A 16,324-nucleotide genomic window follows, 5' to 3' on the forward strand; every position below is an offset into this window, starting at 1 on the left:
ATTTCCCAAAGAAGACCATTCTTCCTCTATTTTTAACCTCTATAACCATTTTTATCTAGAAAATATGGTTTTTTATTCCTCTAAATGAAAGACTATACAAGAAAACGCTTAATATTACAGATATGAAATAATTCTGACGCATGTTTATAATTTTGTTGTTATTGTATTGAGATTTTACTATGTTAGTATTTTCCCTGTTAGCAAAAATAAATAGTGCTAGCTACATAAGGAGGAATTTTTCTATGAAACTAAAAAAATCGATTATTTCTGTGGCTGCTTTCACTACTCTAGCAGTTGCTGGTGGTGCTAGCGCTTCAGCACAAGAAATCGAAGTCAAAAAGGGAGATACGCTTTGGGGATTGGCGAAGGAATATGGAACGACTGTAGATCAACTTAAAACATGGAACAACTTGGGTTCAGATCTTATTTTCCCTGACCAGGAACTAAAAGTATCATCTAAAGAATATTATACAGTTAAAAAAGGTGACACACTTTGGGGTATTTCATCGAGCTATGGCATTTCAGTAGACAGCCTGCAAGGATGGAATGCACTGGAAAGCGACCTTATCGTACCTGGACAAGAATTGTTAATTAACCTGGATGATAAACAAGCTTCAACTCCTGTAAATACTTCTGAGCAAGAAGAGGCTGCTCCCGCACCTCAGGAAGAAGCAACACCAGAAGTAGCTCCAGAAGCTGAAGAGCCGGCAGCAGAACCAGCAGAAGCTGCACCTCAAGAGGAACAAGATGGCGTTGTTAAAGAGCTTACTGTTGAAGCTACAGCATATACAGCGGAATGTGAAGGCTGCTCAGGAATCACTGCGACAGGCGTAAATCTTAAAGAAAACCCTGATGCAAAAGTAATTGCAGTTGATCCGGAAGTAATCCCACTGGGATCTAAAGTATATGTAGAAGGGTATGGATATGCTACTGCCGAAGATACTGGCGGTGCAATCACAGGAAACCGAATCGATGTATTCATCCCATCAAAAGATCAAGCGACTGATTGGGGAAGAAAAACAGTAAACGTAAAAGTTCTTGAAACTAAATAATTTTAAATAGATCGCCCCATTGGGAAATTAATCTCAATGGGGTTTTTTATATGTTCAGTTACGGTCTTATCTAAAAGAAATATTCCAATCAATAATAGTTGACTTCCTGAATTGTCATCTCCTTCATGCGAAAGCAGTTCTTGGAACTTATGGAATTAATAATGAGTAAAGAGTTCCAATATTCCTAACTGTTACAGCCATGTCATCTAATTGTTATGTGTTTATAAACGGATTGATAAATGACTGATGCATGTCTATGTTACTATTTCTTTTGTTGGTTTTTATCAAAAACCACAAAAGGAGGAATTTAACAATATGAAAAAAGTATTATTTACCATTTTTTCCTTCACAGTCTTCCTTTCAACCGGACTGGCTTCTGCATCTGCAGAATCTGACGATAACACAGAAAAAGCACTTAAGGATTATCATAATATAGAAAAAGGCGACATCCTTTGGGAGATTGCAAATCGTTATCATATTTCCATTGAAGAAGCCGTTACCCGCCAGGAACTGCTTGAAAAAGGTATTACTGTGAATGGAGAAGAACCTCAAGATGAAGCTGTGAAGACAGCATCTACAGAAAAAGATGATGCTAAGGGAAACAATGATCATGTTGTAAAAGAAATAGATGTAACTGCTACAGCTTATACAGCTTACTGCGAAGGCTGTATTGGAATTACTAAAACGGGTGTCGACTTAATTGCCAATCCCGATGCGAGAGTCATTGCTGTAGACCCTGATGTCATTCCTTTGGGATCAAAAGTTTATATTGAAGGTTACGGTTATGCACGCGCAGAAGACACAGGAGGCGCAATTAAAGGGAATCGTATCGACATTTACATGGAACATGAAAAAGATGCGCTTCAATACGGAGTTCGAGACGTAAAAGTGAAAATAATCGAAGAGTAAGTAAAAAAGTCCCCTCAGATTGAGGGGACTTTTTTTCATTTCGACCGAGACTTAGAGAAAAGTTTGTAAAAGCCCATTTCATTTTTAGTGAAAATTAATGGAATGAAAACGCTCTATTGGCAAACACTAGTCAAAATTAAAGGTTTTCGCTTGCATTTACATCATTATTTTTGCTAGGGTTATGAATGTTGGTTTCAAGGGCGTAAAAGAGGGAATAAGGAAATGGGCCTATTTCTAAATTTTCTTCCCTCGCAAAAATATCTAACAAATCCAAGAAGAAAATAGAAAGGAGATATTTATGAAACGTATTTCAAATGTTTTCTGGATTACAGTTGCACTTGTAGCAGCAGCTGTAGCATATGGAGTTATTGCTCCAAAATCTTTCGAAACTGTGACTTCTAATATGCAGGCGTTCATTACGTCTACATTCGGATGGTATTATCTCATTTTAGTAACCGTAATCGTCATTTTTTGTGTCTTCCTGATCTTCAGCCCAATGGGAACGATCAGATTAGGAAAACCTGATGAAAAGCCTGAGTATACGAAAGGTACATGGTTCGCTATGTTATTCAGCGCAGGTATGGGGATCGGACTTGTTTTCTGGGGAGCCGCAGAGCCGCTATCCCACTTTATGACCCCGCCCCTCGCAGAAGGAGGGACCAATCAAGCAAACAAAGAAGCGATGCGCTATACATTCTTCCACTGGGGGGTTCATGCCTGGGGAATTTATGCAATCGTTGCTTTGGCCCTTGCTTACTTTAAGTTCCGTAAAGATGAACCAGGGTTGATTTCCGCAACGCTCAGACCCATTTTCGGTGACAAGGTAAACGGGCCGTTAGGAACCGTCATTGATGTCCTTGCTGTTTTTGCAACCGTAGTCGGCGTCGCTACGACCCTTGGATTCGGGGCGGCTCAAATCAACGGCGGGCTGTCATATCTATTAGGCATCCCGAACAATTTCACAGTACAGTTCATCATTATTGCTGTCGTTACTGTGCTGTTCATGATCTCTGCTTGGTCCGGATTGAGTAAGGGGATCAAGTACTTATCCAATACAAATATGGTATTGGCAATTGGATTATTCATATTGGTGTTCTTTATCGGCCCAACGTTATTGATCCTGAATATGTTCACGGATACAATCGGAGCATATATCCAGAATATCGCTGCTATGAGTTTCAGGATTGCACCATTGAACGAAGAACATCGCTCATGGATTAATGGATGGACTATCTTCTATTGGGCATGGTGGATTTCCTGGTCTCCGTTCGTCGGTATCTTTATCGCCCGTGTTTCCCGGGGCAGAACGATTCGCGAATTCCTGATAGGAGTATTGCTGCTTCCCGCACTAGTCAGCTTCCTTTGGTTTGCTGCTTTCGGTACTTCTGCAATCGAGGTACAACAAGCTGGAACAGATTTAACTCAATACGCTACAGAAGAATTACTCTTTGCTGTATTCAACAGCTTTGAATGGTCTACTATCCTGTCCGTTGTTGCCATTACACTGATCGGCACGTTCTTTATTACTTCAGCAGATTCGGCAACATTCGTTCTTGGGATGCAAACGACATATGGCTCATTAACACCTCCAAACTATGTAAAATTAACCTGGGGTATAGCTCAATCAACCGTTGCATTGATCCTTTTATACAGCGGGGGATTACAAGCCCTGCAAAATGCGCTCATTGTCGCAGCACTGCCATTCTCAGTCATCATGGCACTCATGATGGTCTCTTTATACAAATCATTAAATCATGAGAAGAAAGAGCTTGGCTTATATATTAAACCTAAACCTAGAAAGACCGCCGAGCCTCACGAAAAAATATAATCAGGTACCTGCGCCCAGACAATGTCTGGGCGTTTTTTATTGAGGTAGAACAAGCAGGCATTCATCGCCCCTATATTTAATGACTAGACATTTTCATCATTTATCTGTGCCGGCGGCTCGTATCAACCCTGATATTACGCTCTTTTTATAGCTGAACAAATGACTTTTGAGTATTTCGATTAACCTATAATTTGTCCACTACATACATTAATATCGTAGTTAGAAAACTGGAGGTGACTGATTATGTATGGATACGGATACCCTGGATACGGATACTGCGGAGGAGGATACGCGGGAGGCTTCGCATTAATCGTAGTTCTATTCATTTTGTTAATTATCGTTGGAGCAGCGTTTGTTAACTAATAAAAAAATAAGAGTCGATGATCCGAAGAGTCAAAAATGTCTCGCTCGGGTCATTTTTTTTACAGAAATAAAGCACTAGTAATGAATAAAAAAAGTACAAGCGTCATGGTTGGAAAACATTCAGTTCAATCATGCCCCAATACAAACCGTGGGAAGGAAATATTCACTATTCAAACCATTCTACGATTGTATTAATCAGGTTCTCATATTAAAATACTAAAGGGAATCATCACTGAGAAAGGGGGCGTGACTGTTTGGCAAAAAGACCGAAAAAGAAAAAAACAACATATAAAAAGAAGCACGCCTCTCCGCTTAAAATACTATTGATCCCTTTTTTTATTCTGATGATTTACTTTGCTGTTAACGATATTCACAATACCAATAAGCTTTCATTGTTTGGGAAAGAAGAGGTGCCGTCTCAATATATACCGATATACAAGGCGGCCGAAGAAAAATATGGGGTGCCATGGAACCTATTGGCGGCTCACCATCGGGTGGAAACTAAATTCTCCACCATGAAATCACTCATTTCCCCTGTTGGAGCGGAAGGACATATGCAGTTTATGCCCTGTACATTTGTTGGCTGGTCACACCCGACATGTGGTGAACTGGGCAAAGGTGATATTCCGGATGATCAGAAAACCGATCCCGACATCATTGAAAAATATGGGGGATACGGAGTGGATGCGAATGGGGATGGCGTAGCAGATCCGTTTCAAATTGAAGACGCCGTATTCAGTGCAGCAAATTATCTAGCGAGTAATGGGGCAGCAAACGGTGAGATTGAACAAGCAGTATTTGCCTACAATCACAGTACCGAGTATGTGGAGGATGTTCTGTATTTCGCTGAAAGATACATTGAGAATCCAGATGAAAGGGAAGGGAAGAAGTGATTCGAAAGTCCCTATCCAATCAAAATATTTTCAAAAAACACCCTATCTTTAAGGGTGTTTTTTGATATAGTAAAAGATAGCATTTTCCTATATAGGTTATATTATACAGACAAAAGAGGGGTTACCGTGTTATTAAAGAAGAGAAAGAGCGTTAGGGTTAACAGGCTAAACGAATCAGAGTGGAGCAATGAAGTAAGTATCACTGTCCCGCTAGAAATGGCAAAACAGCTTGAAATGATACAACTGACAGAAGATGACTTGGCTGTGCTTAAGGCATCCCGCGCGATCGTACAGGAAAATATCGAAGAAATCGTCGACGGTTTCTACTTCCCGATCGAGCATCATCCAGCACTGTCATCGATTGTAAATCAATATAGTTCCATTGATCGTTTAAAAGGGACTCTGGCCGTACATATCATAGAAATGATGAATGGAACGATCGATCAAACATTTATCGAAAAAAGAAGAAAAATAGCTGAGATGCATATTCGTATTGGATTGCCGACAAAGTGGTATATTGCATCATTCCAGAATTTGCAGATGACATTATTTCAAGTGTTGTTCCGTACATATTCTCATGTTGAGGATTACCATAAAGTGATTAAATCCGTCACAAAGATTCTAAACCTTGAACAGCAGCTCGTGCTGGAGGCTTATGAGGATCAGAATGAGAGAATGAGGGAAGAAGCACGCATTCTCAAAGAAAATGTCACAATCAGGGTTCAAGAAGCTACAGATGGACTTGCAGCGATTTCTGAAGAGTCAGCAGCCTCTCTTGAAACGATCATCTCCCGTATGGTAGTAGTAAGTACGCTAAGTTCAGAAGGAACAGCAGCCATTGAAAAAATTGGTGAGTTTTCAGTGGAAGGTAAAGAGAAAATGGGCCAGCAGAAGGATCATATGAGTAAAATTCTTTCCGATTTGGGAGAAATGCTGAAAGAAATCCAACAGCTGCAGCAGATATCCAATCAAATCTTTGATATTGTTTCAATTGTACAAACCATAGCTGAACAAACGAACCTTTTGTCACTAAATGCCAGCATCGAGGCTGCCCGCGCAGGCGAGCACGGAAAGGGATTCGCTGTGGTTGCTGAAGAAGTGCGCAAACTGTCTGACCAGACAAAAAGTTCAGTTACAAATGTATCCAGCCTGATTTCTGGGACAAAGGAACAGGTAGACAAGATTTCCAGATACATTACATCAGTAGAAAAGCTTGCAAAGACTGGAATGAATTCTACAAATGAAGCTCATGTTTTTTTTGATGGAATCGTAGACTCGATCGATCATAGCAAATTAAAGAGTGAAAAAGTCGAAGGAAAAATGAAAGAAATTTCTTTGGCTGTCGAGGAAATTTCACAGGCTATTGCACAATTGGCACAGTCTGCCGACAAATTAAGTGATATGACTACAGAATTATAATGAACGACAAAAGGAGAACCTTGGTATAATCAGGTTCTCTTTTTTTAATCTGGTGAACTTCACAGCCATATAAAAAATTGTTATGATAATTCTTTGTTTGACTTTTAGCACATACAGGTGGTTGAAGAATGAATATTACGAATTTAATAGAAGAGTGGCAGAGTGCTCTGGAAATTGAAATCGCACATATAAGAAAACAAGATTCAACAGGGATTTATATAGAAGAAGGAATATGTTTGAGAACGGATGAATCTGCATACATCTATTGGTTTACTCTTTCATATCCTGCATCCATTGCTGAGGGAAGCACCGTAACACTCAAAACAGGGGGGAAATCGCTGCCCGGGGTTGTGATCAGTTCTGAAGATCGGGAATGTATCATTGAGTTCGATCGGTATATTGGGGACCCGGTTACAGCAGGACAACTCTTACACGAGCCATGGGAGCTCTTGGAGAAACTGATTGAAAGGCTGGAAGAAGCCAAAGAGAGACATGGTAAAGCACGCAGGATCCAAAATCTGATGACTCCTCCCCAAAAAACATCCCATGACCAATCCATTGTAAAAAGCACATTGCACGAAGCTTATTTAAGAAGTAAATATAATCCTATCACCTATCTCTGGGGACCGCCGGGAACAGGCAAAACATACACATTGGCGCGTGTTGCAGCCTATCATTATTCTGAAGGAAAGCGTGTTCTGCTCCTGTCTCATAGTAATGCAGCGGTCGATGTATTAATAGAAGAAATGCACCATTTCCTTTCCAAGCATGACCGCTGGAAATCAGGAGAGGTCATCAGATATGGAATCAACCGAAAGTCGTATCAAGATGGTATTACGGATTTGAGTGCGATCCAGCTATTAGAGCAGCAGGATCCGAAACTTGCTCAGGAAAAGAGTAAAGTAGAGACCTACCGGAGGAAACTGAAGAAAAAACTTTCTAAGTCTTTCTCCACTTACGATTCTGAACGCCTGTCACAGCTGGAAGTACACTACCAGAAACTGAAGGAACAGCTTAAAAGACGGGAAGGGGGACTTGTCAATGATGCTAAGGTGATTGGGACCACATTAAGTAAAGCTGCAATTGATCCTCTTATCTATGAAGAAGAATTTGACCTTGTCATTGTAGATGAAGCAAGTATGGCATATGTCCCGCAAGTGGCATTTGCTGCTGCATTAGCAAAGAAAATCATCGTGTGCGGAGATTTCAAGCAGCTTCCCCCGATTGCAGTAAGCTTTCACCCATCCGTTTCAAGATGGCTGAAGGATGATATCTTCCATTTATCAAACGTGGCTGATTCAGTTGAAAAAGGGAGGGATCATCCGCAATTGTTGCTGCTCCCCGAGCAAAGACGTATGCATCCTAGTATTTCGGCTTTTACAAACCACTTTATCTATCATTCTAAAGTTGGCGATCATCCCTATGCTGCAAAGATGAGAGAAGACATTCTGGAGAAGGAACCCTTTTCCCGACAAGGAAGCATTCTATTGTCCCTGCAGGAAGGATCTGAATGGGGAGAAACCGAACGCGGATCCAGATGGAATGTCCTTTCAAGCTTCATCACCATTATGATGGCGTTAAAAGCACTGGAAGATGGAATTCATTCCATTGGAATCGTCACACCCTACCGGGCACAAGCAAAATGGTACAATCTGCTGCTTCAAGAAATGATCGAGCCCCTCTACCAAAGAGAGAAACCGAGCCTTTACGCGGCTACAGTTCATGGATTTCAAGGGTCAGAAAACGATATGATCATTTTCGATGCTGTCGATGGGGCCGCTCATGAAAAGGCAGGTGCTTTACTCACACGCAAAGGAAGCGAGAGGCTCATCAATGTGGCGGTTACGCGAGCTAGAGGAAAATTCATCCTGGTTGCAGACGACCACTTCTTAAAAAGAAAGACTCATCCGTCACAGCCTATTCATCAATTGATCGATTTTCTATACACAAAAGGATTTGTTAAAACCGGTTCGGATTTTACAGAATCAGAAATAAGTTCAACAAAAAGATTCAAATCATATTCTATTCACGACCAGAAAAGGATAATGAAAGACTTGTATGCATGCGAAAAAGAGATCATCGTCAACGTGATGTCGATAAGCGATATACCTCCTGAAATGTTGAGGGTATTAAAGGAGTTGGAACATAAAGTAACCGTAAAAATATTATGTAAAGACTCGGCTCACAAAACCTTTCCATTTAATACAGCTGACTCGCCGACAAGAATTCCTTTTATCAGCATGGACAAGAAAGTGCTGTGGTTTAATTGTTTCTTGAATGAAGGGAACAAAAGGTTCCCTTATCAAATAAGGATATTTTCGAAAAAGGTTCATCAGCAATTCTTCAAACTGATACAACAAAACGCCCGGAAAGAGTAATCATTCTCTCCAGGCGTTTTGTTGTATTATCTTTATTCGTAAAATATGGTCTATCAAACGTGACAGAGAGCCCAATTGAAACGAGTGCTCACCAATCATAGAACTACTTTATTACATAAAGTGGTTTATCCGTTTCTTCAGCTACTTCTCCAATCAGCCAGGCACTAACATCATGTCCATTTAATTCATTGACATATTTATGTGCCTGATCACTTGGCATACTTACCAATAGACCTCCCGATGTAATTGCATCACACAGGATCAACTGCTCTTCTAATGTAAGTTCAGAGTCATAAGATACCTTATCATGCAGCCAAAGGTGATTTGCTTTCGTTCCCCCTGGGATAACGCCTGCTTCAGCAAGTTCTTTTGTACCGGGTAACTGAGGAATGGACGAGTAGGTTAAATGAAGTGTTGCATGACTTCCTTTCGCCATTTCAAAGGCATGGCCTAATAGTCCAAATCCGGTGATATCGGTGACAGCATTTACTTGATATTGTTTCAAAACATCTGCAGCTTTCTTGTTCAGCATACTCATCGATGCAGTCACTTCAGCTTCTTGCTCTTTCGTCACAGACTGACGTTTGATGCCGGTCGTTATTATGCCTGTACCGATGGGTTTCGTCAACACCAGAACATCGCCCGTTTTGGCGCCTTTGTTAGTCCAATACTCTTTAGGATGGACGACTCCCGTTACACTTAACCCAAACTTAGGCTCCGCATCGTCAATCGAGTGGCCGCCCACAGTGATGGCACCAGCTTCCATTACTTTATTCTGGGCACCTGCGAGGATCTGAGTCAGCACCTCATGGCCCAGCTTCTTAATCGGGAACCCGACTATATTCAATACAGTTCTTGGAGTGCCGCCCATGGCGTATACATCGCTCAAAGCATTGGCTGCTGCAATTTGTCCGAACAAATAGGGGTCATCGACGACAGGAGTAAAGTAATCGACTGTTTGAACAAGAGCGATTTCATCCGTCAACTGATAGATCCCTGCATCGTCGGAGGATTCATTTCCAACTAACAATTCTTTATTCTCTGGTTGGGAAGGCAGATGACGCAAAACTTGCGCCAAGTCGCTTGGACTTATTTTGCATCCTCAGCCGGCTTTAGTAGAAAGAGCCGTTAACCGGATGATCTCTTCTTTACTCATAACTTTCACTCCTTTATGTATAGATACTTATATTGTACAGGAAAGATAAGAGAACGGGCAAAATGTATGAAGCGTCTTCCCGACCCATTTGCAACATCAGCAGGTCTCCACTAGAATGAAATAAAGCACTTGTACAAAAAGGGGGTTTCTGAGATGAACAATCGTAAGATCAAAATTGAATTCTGCTTAAGGTGAAACTACTCACCAAAAGCCGCGAGTTTCGCGGAACAGTTATTTACCCATTTCCGTTACGATATTGATGAAGTATTGCTCATTCCATCATCAGGAGGAGCCTTTGAAATTACGGTAGGCGATACCAAGATCTATTCCAAGCTGGAAACGGGCGTATTCCCGGATGTTAATGACATCATCACCAAGATCGAAGCAATGTAACCACAAGAAAAAGCCTGGGAATCCCAGGCTTTTTTACTTATCAGAGAGAATGGTGATCATCGTCGCAAATACCTTGGACTCGAATACTAAGAGAGGTCTTCTCCGAGCATTCGTGTTTCGGCACTTTTATTTCTATTGTGTGGTGTTCTAAAGAGTAGGTTAATTGCCGCTGACGCAGACAAAAAGGAAATTCAACGTCCCTGCTCCTGGTCTTCAATTCATTTTTCAACCTGATTGTGATAACAAGCCGGTGATCATTCTTTGTCAGAATCAATTCATCCGGACAAATATTTTCAGTTTCAACTTCCACGATGAATGCTTCTGTCGTGTCAAGGAAGTCGATCCGGAATTCTTTTTCATCTAGCCGAACTGTATCGGGATCCAACAACCAATCCTTCATTCTCTCTTCCCAGTTCTCTAAATAAAAATCCTCCTTGCTCTTACCCATTTACACCTGACCCCTAACTTTCTCTTTTACACATTCTATTCGTTCTGCATTAAATGGTGAGGGTGTTATAATGGTGGAAAAGGAATGAAGGAGGGTAATTCATGAAAGAGCAGCTGAGACAAATCCCCCCGATACATGAACTTCAGCATACAGACAGGTTTGAACGATTTACAGCTGATCAGAACCTTTCATTTGAAAAAGGGACGGAACTTGTAAAAGAAAGTGTATCACTCATAAGAAAGAGCATCCGGGAAAACAACTGGGATGGTCCTCAGCCTGGTACCGTCCGTTTCCTCGAAGCAATCTATACACATGCCGAACTCCTTAATAAGAAGAAGTTTTCACTATCTTTACATAAAGTCATTAATGCAAGCGGCACGGTCTTACATACAAATTTAGGCAGGGCAAGACTGGGTCCCGAAACGATTGAGCATATGAGTAATGTGGCAGGTTCTTACACCAACCTTGAATATGAAGTGGAAAAAGGAAATAGAGGTTCACGCCACACACATGCAGAGAAGTTCATATGTGAATTGACTGGTGCAGAAGCTGCGATGGTCGTCAATAACAATGCCGCTGCTGTGTTTCTCATTCTTTCTGCATTGGCTAAAAACAAGGAAGTAATTGTGTCAAGAGGGGAGCTTGTTGAAATTGGAGGTTCTTTCAGGGTCTCTTCCATCATGGAAGAGAGCGGAGCTAAGCTTATGGAAGTCGGCACAACAAATAAAACTCATTTACACGATTTTGAGAGTCATATAGGTGAAGATACGGCGATGATTATGAAAGTGCACCAAAGCAACTTTATTATTAAAGGATTCACGTCTTCAGTTGAATCAGGTGATCTAGTCCATCTGACCCGAAAGTATGATCATGTGGTCTATTATGAAGACTTGGGAAGCGGGGCACTTTATGACTTTACGAAACATGGAATCGGAACAGAACCGCTGGTAAGACACGTGATCGAGAAAGGCGCTGATCTCGTATCCTTCAGTGGAGACAAGTTGTTGGGCGGACCTCAAGCCGGTATTATCGCAGGCAGGAAAGATGTTGTGAATTTACTGAAAAAACATCAGCTCGCCCGTGTTTTGCGTGTTGATAAAATGACACTTGCTGCACTTGAAATGACCTTGCTTCATTATCTGAAAAAAGAAGAACATAAGATTCCTGCCGTTAACGGGATCATCCGGCAGAAAGAAGAGATCATGCAGCAATCAATGGAACTGATGGCGCAACTAAAACAGCGAGATGTTTCATATAATGTTGAGCTGGTTGAAGGAAAAAGCAAAGTAGGAGGGGGTACCATGCCGGAAGTCGAACTCGACACATATCTTATTTCCATTAGGCACAGCCAATTTTCTTCCCATGAATTGCATGAACGTTTGAGAATGCATGAACCTTCTATCATTGCAAGGATTCAACAGGAACGCCTCCTGATCGATTTAAGGACCGTTTCTACCGGTGAACAGGTTGAGATACTTCAAGCACTCGATATAATCAGCAATGGAATAAAGACAGATGATCAGAACTGACCGTGAACATTTGCCCATATAAAGAGGCACATCCCACTCTCTGGGATGTGCCTCTTCTCCATTATTGCTGCCCGTTGACTTCATTGACAATCGACTCAAGGTCCGTTTTGAATTTTTGCAGCTGTTCTTTTTGAGTGTCTGAAGCTACTTCAAGAGCATTTTCTATCTGTTGATATGCTTCGTTCACTTCATTTTTCAGATGTGAAAGTTGGGAACCGTAGCTGCCGCCATCGAGAACCAATTCATTGATACTGTTTTGCACATCCGTAAATCCCTGCTGTGCCGCTTGAAATGCTTGCTGTTTATTTTTATGATAAGGCATTGTCAACCACTCCTTCAAAAGTAAAATAGCCTTTATATTATAGGCATTTCACCGCAGTTCTATACGTATGCATAAACTCTCTCGAACGTATCCATTCTAAATAAGAGGAGGGATGGATGATGAACAAAAATGACAGCAAGGACATGAGAAAAAATGCACCTAAACAATCCGGGCAGCCAGAACCGTTGAGCGGCTCCCACAAAGTGAAAAACCAAAACCATACGCGTCAAAAGCATAACGGCAGCCACGATATGTAAACACAAAAAAACTCTGCAATTGAATTTGCAGAGTTTTTTGTTTATTTTTTACTAAGAAAGGGTAAGTGAGAAGTGAGTCCGACTGTAGATGACTAACCTTCATCATGCCCATAAGCATTCAATCAAAACAATTATTGATTGGTTTTTCGCTTTTTATTGTTCTGTCTCTGAGCTTCCGTCAATGGCTCATTTGAGTACTCTTCATTATAACCTGCACCCTTGCCCTGTGCTTTAGCTGCGTTCATACCGTTGATGACATGATTTGCTTTGCGTTTGGCCAAAAGAAACACCTCCATATAAATAGAATGCCACCATGCCTGTACAGCTATTAGAGGAAAACCCTAACAAGAGGTTATTGTTTTTCCGAAATAATATTTTCAGGGTGCCGACATCATTTGACATGAATAAAAATGCTGTTATGCCAATATTTTGCTAGAAAATGAAAGGTGATTAGATATTCAGATAAGTAAAACTTATCAAAAACAATAACTTTATTGTTATTTACTTATGTAATCGCTTGTATTAAGATTGTTATTGTGAGAAAAGTTCGTTTGTTTAGAACGAAGACTTTTCGACTTAATGTGTATATGTAGTTAGAGGGGGAATTGAAATGGCAAAGAACGATGTATTCAATGCACGATCTTCTTTCGAACTTGAAGGAAAACGTTATCATTATTATCGTTTAAAAGCACTTGAAGAAGCAGGCGTTTCAAACATCAACCGTTTACCTTACAGTGTAAAGGTATTACTTGAATCTGTACTGCGCCAATTTGACGGACGTGTGATCAATAAAGATCACGTTGAAAATTTAGCAAACTGGGGAGCAGCCGGCAAGGATGCTGAAGTTCCATTCAAGCCTTCCCGCGTCATCCTTCAGGATTTCACGGGAGTACCTGCTGTCGTTGATTTGGCTTCACTGCGTAAAGCAATGGCCGACATCGGCGGAGATCCTCAAAAAATCAACCCTGAAATCCCGGTTGACCTAGTAATCGACCACTCTGTACAAGTTGATAAATACGGTACAGCAGACGCATTGAAAGCAAATATGGATCTTGAATTCGAACGTAATGCAGAGCGTTATCAATTCCTGAGCTGGGCTCAAAAAGCATTCGAAAACTACCGTGCCGTTCCACCGGCTACCGGTATCGTTCACCAGGTTAACTTAGAGTATCTGGCAAACGTAGTCCACGCTGTTGAGACAACGGAAGGCGACTTTGAAGCGTTCCCGGACACACTTGTTGGAACTGACTCTCATACAACGATGATCAATGGTATCGGTGTTCTAGGTTGGGGTGTAGGCGGAATTGAAGCAGAAGCAGGGATGCTTGGTCAGCCTTCATACTTCCCGATTCCTGAAGTAATCGGTGTTAAATTCACTGGCGAGCTTCCAAACGGAGCAACGGCTACTGACTTGGCACTTAAAGTAACGCAAGTACTTCGCCAAAAAGGTGTTGTAGGTAAATTCGTTGAATACTTCGGACCAGGTGTTGCCACTCTGCCATTAGCAGACCGTGCAACAATCGCCAACATGGCTCCTGAATATGGAGCAACTTGCGGATTCTTCCCGGTTGACGCAGAATCACTTGACTACCTGCGTCTAACAGGCCGTGATGAGACGCATATCAAGATGGTAGAAGAATATCTGAAGAAAAACGAAATGTTCTTCACACCTGAAAAAGAGGAACCAACTTACACTGACGTAGTGGAAATCGACCTTTCTGCTGTGGAAGCAAACCTTTCCGGACCAAAACGTCCACAGGATTTAATTCCACTTTCAGATATGAAGGAGACTTTCCATAAGTCAATCACTGCAAAAGAAGGCGTTCAAGGTTTTGGACTTGATGCTTCTGAAATCAATAAAACAGCTAAATACACGACTGAAGAAGGTAAAGATGTAACGATGCCTACTGGTGCGATCGGAATCGCTGCGATCACATCTTGTACGAATACATCCAACCCTTATGTAATGCTTGGGGCAGGTCTTGTAGCTAAAAAGGCTGTGGAACTTGGTATGAACGTTCCTGACTTTGTAAAAACATCATTGGCTCCTGGTTCAAAAGTTGTTACAGGCTACTTAAGAGATTCCGGATTGTTGTCATATATGGAACAAATCGGTTTCAACCTGGTTGGATACGGCTGTACAACATGTATCGGTAACTCAGGTCCATTACGTCCTGAAATCGAAAAAGCTGTATCTGAAGCAGATCTTCTTTTAACATCTGTCCTTTCAGGTAACCGTAACTTCGAAGGACGTATCCATCCATTAGTGAAAGCAAACTACCTTGCTTCACCGCCGCTTGTGGTTGCTTATGCGCTCGCAGGCACAGTCGATATCGACCTTCAAAATGATTCGATCGGTAAAGACAAAGACGGCAACGATGTGTTCTTCAAGGATATCTGGCCTTCTCAGGATGAAGTGAAGGATGTCGTGAAAGCTACAGTGACACCTGAACTATTCCGCAGAGAATATGAGCATGTATTCACAGAAAACGAACGCTGGAATGAAATCAAAACAAGCAACGAACCATTGTACAGTTTTGATGAAAACTCAACTTATATCCAAAATCCTTCATTCTTCACGGGCCTTGCGCCGACTCCTGAAGATATCAAAGGATTAAACGGACTTCGTGTTGTTGGGAAATTCGGTGACTCAGTGACAACTGACCACATTTCTCCTGCAGGTGCTATCGGTAAAGATACGCCAGCTGGTAAATACCTGCGCGCGAATGGCGTAGAGCCTCGCGACTTCAACTCTTACGGTTCCCGCCGTGGTAACCACGAAGTCATGATGCGCGGAACGTTTGCAAACATTCGTATCCGTAATCAAATCGCTCCTGGTACAGAAGGCGGATTCACGACTTACTGGCCGGAAGATGAAGTAATGCCGATTTATGATGCTTGCATGAAGTATCAAGAAGACGGTACTGGTCTTGTTGTCCTTGCAGGTAAAGATTACGGTATGGGATCTTCCCGTGACTGGGCTGCCAAAGGTACGAACCTTCTTGGCATCAAGACTGTCATCGCTGAAAGCTATGAGCGAATTCACCGCTCCAACCTTGTCATGATGGGAGTGCTTCCACTTCAATTCAAACAAGGCGAAAGTGCTGAAACTCTTGGCTTGACTGGAAGAGAAACCATTTCTGTCAACATCACAGATGATGTTAAACCTCGTGATATCCTGACTGTCACTGCAGTGGCTGAAGATGGAACGAAAACAGAATTTGATGTTCTTGCCCGCTTCGATTCTGAAGTAGAAGTAGACTACTACCGTCATGGCGGTATCCTGCAAATGGTACTTCGCGGTAAGTTCCAAGCATAATAATGAATAACGAAAGTCCTGAGGATCAATCCTCAGGACTTTTTTTGTTGATAAAACC

13 protein-coding genes and 2 pseudogenes are annotated in these 16,324 nt (G+C 41.6%); 11 read left to right on the forward strand and 4 right to left on the reverse strand.

Annotation, left to right across the window (positions count from 1 at the left end; genetic code table 11):
- The first annotated feature begins 242 nt into the window (after positions 1-242).
- From ACUXV2_RS09695 to ACUXV2_RS09725, 7 genes and pseudogenes are all read left to right on the forward strand, one after another.
- Positions 243-1,052: a LysM peptidoglycan-binding domain-containing protein gene (locus ACUXV2_RS09695; protein WP_446246802.1), complete on the forward strand. Its 810-nt coding sequence runs from the start codon at positions 243-245 to the stop codon at positions 1,050-1,052.
- A gap of 315 nt (positions 1,053-1,367) precedes the next feature.
- Entirely contained in the window at positions 1,368-1,961 is a 594-nt protein-coding gene (locus ACUXV2_RS09700; RefSeq protein ID WP_446246803.1) for a 3D domain-containing protein, read from the forward strand.
- A gap of 298 nt (positions 1,962-2,259) precedes the next feature.
- Positions 2,260-3,789 carry a glycine betaine uptake BCCT transporter gene (locus tag ACUXV2_RS09705; protein ID WP_446246804.1) on the forward strand — a complete coding sequence of 510 codons (1,530 nt, stop codon included), beginning with the start codon at positions 2,260-2,262 and terminating at the stop codon, positions 3,787-3,789.
- Positions 3,790-4,071: 282 nt separating this feature from the next.
- Positions 4,072-4,152, forward strand: a pseudogene (locus ACUXV2_RS09710) (YjcZ family sporulation protein); the annotation flags it as partial.
- Between the two features lie 254 nt (positions 4,153-4,406).
- Entirely contained in the window at positions 4,407-5,045 is a 639-nt protein-coding gene (locus tag ACUXV2_RS09715) for a lytic transglycosylase domain-containing protein (protein WP_446246805.1), read from the forward strand.
- A gap of 126 nt (positions 5,046-5,171) precedes the next feature.
- Entirely contained in the window at positions 5,172-6,464 is a 1,293-nt protein-coding gene (locus ACUXV2_RS09720) for a protoglobin domain-containing protein (protein ID WP_446246806.1), read from the forward strand.
- Between the two features lie 128 nt (positions 6,465-6,592).
- Entirely contained in the window at positions 6,593-8,842 is a 2,250-nt protein-coding gene (locus ACUXV2_RS09725) for an AAA domain-containing protein (protein WP_446246807.1), read from the forward strand.
- Between the two features lie 103 nt (positions 8,843-8,945).
- Here the strand turns inward: ACUXV2_RS09725 and selD are convergent, their stop codons facing one another.
- Positions 8,946-9,998, reverse strand: a complete 1,053-nt coding sequence (gene selD / locus ACUXV2_RS09730) for a selenide, water dikinase SelD (protein ID WP_446246808.1) — start codon at positions 9,996-9,998, stop codon at positions 8,946-8,948.
- A gap of 207 nt (positions 9,999-10,205) precedes the next feature.
- Here selD and ACUXV2_RS09735 point away from each other — a divergent pair.
- A pseudogene (locus tag ACUXV2_RS09735) lies at positions 10,206-10,391 on the forward strand (Rdx family protein); the annotation flags it as partial.
- A gap of 40 nt (positions 10,392-10,431) precedes the next feature.
- On the opposite strand, the gene ACUXV2_RS09740 reads toward ACUXV2_RS09735, so the two are convergent.
- Positions 10,432-10,839, reverse strand: coding sequence for an Hsp20/alpha crystallin family protein (locus tag ACUXV2_RS09740; protein WP_446246809.1), 408 nt, complete (start codon positions 10,837-10,839; stop codon positions 10,432-10,434).
- A gap of 101 nt (positions 10,840-10,940) precedes the next feature.
- Here ACUXV2_RS09740 and selA point away from each other — a divergent pair, with 101 nt between their 5' ends.
- Positions 10,941-12,368, forward strand: coding sequence for an L-seryl-tRNA(Sec) selenium transferase (gene selA, locus ACUXV2_RS09745; RefSeq protein WP_446246810.1), 1,428 nt, complete (start codon positions 10,941-10,943; stop codon positions 12,366-12,368).
- A gap of 61 nt (positions 12,369-12,429) precedes the next feature.
- Here the strand turns inward: selA and ACUXV2_RS09750 are convergent, their stop codons facing one another.
- Positions 12,430-12,690, reverse strand: a complete 261-nt coding sequence (locus ACUXV2_RS09750; RefSeq protein WP_446246811.1) for a hypothetical protein — start codon at positions 12,688-12,690, stop codon at positions 12,430-12,432.
- 116 nt (positions 12,691-12,806) lie between these two features.
- Here ACUXV2_RS09750 and ACUXV2_RS09755 point away from each other — a divergent pair, with 116 nt between their 5' ends.
- The gene (locus ACUXV2_RS09755; RefSeq protein WP_446246812.1) at positions 12,807-12,947 is read left to right on the forward strand and encodes a small acid-soluble spore protein P; all 141 of its coding nucleotides are present in this window, start codon (positions 12,807-12,809) and stop codon (positions 12,945-12,947) included.
- 131 nt (positions 12,948-13,078) lie between these two features.
- Here the strand turns inward: ACUXV2_RS09755 and sspO are convergent, their stop codons facing one another.
- Positions 13,079-13,228: a small acid-soluble spore protein O gene (gene sspO, locus ACUXV2_RS09760; protein WP_341982247.1), complete on the reverse strand. Its 150-nt coding sequence runs from the start codon at positions 13,226-13,228 to the stop codon at positions 13,079-13,081.
- Between the two features lie 329 nt (positions 13,229-13,557).
- On the opposite strand from sspO, the gene acnA reads away from it, so the two are divergent.
- Positions 13,558-16,266 (forward strand): aconitate hydratase AcnA, encoded by a 2,709-nt coding sequence (acnA, locus tag ACUXV2_RS09765; RefSeq protein ID WP_446246813.1) that lies wholly within the window; start codon positions 13,558-13,560, stop codon positions 16,264-16,266.
- Positions 16,267-16,324: the final 58 nt, after the last annotated feature.

Source organism: Rossellomorea sp. NS-SX7 (assembly GCF_052828565.1).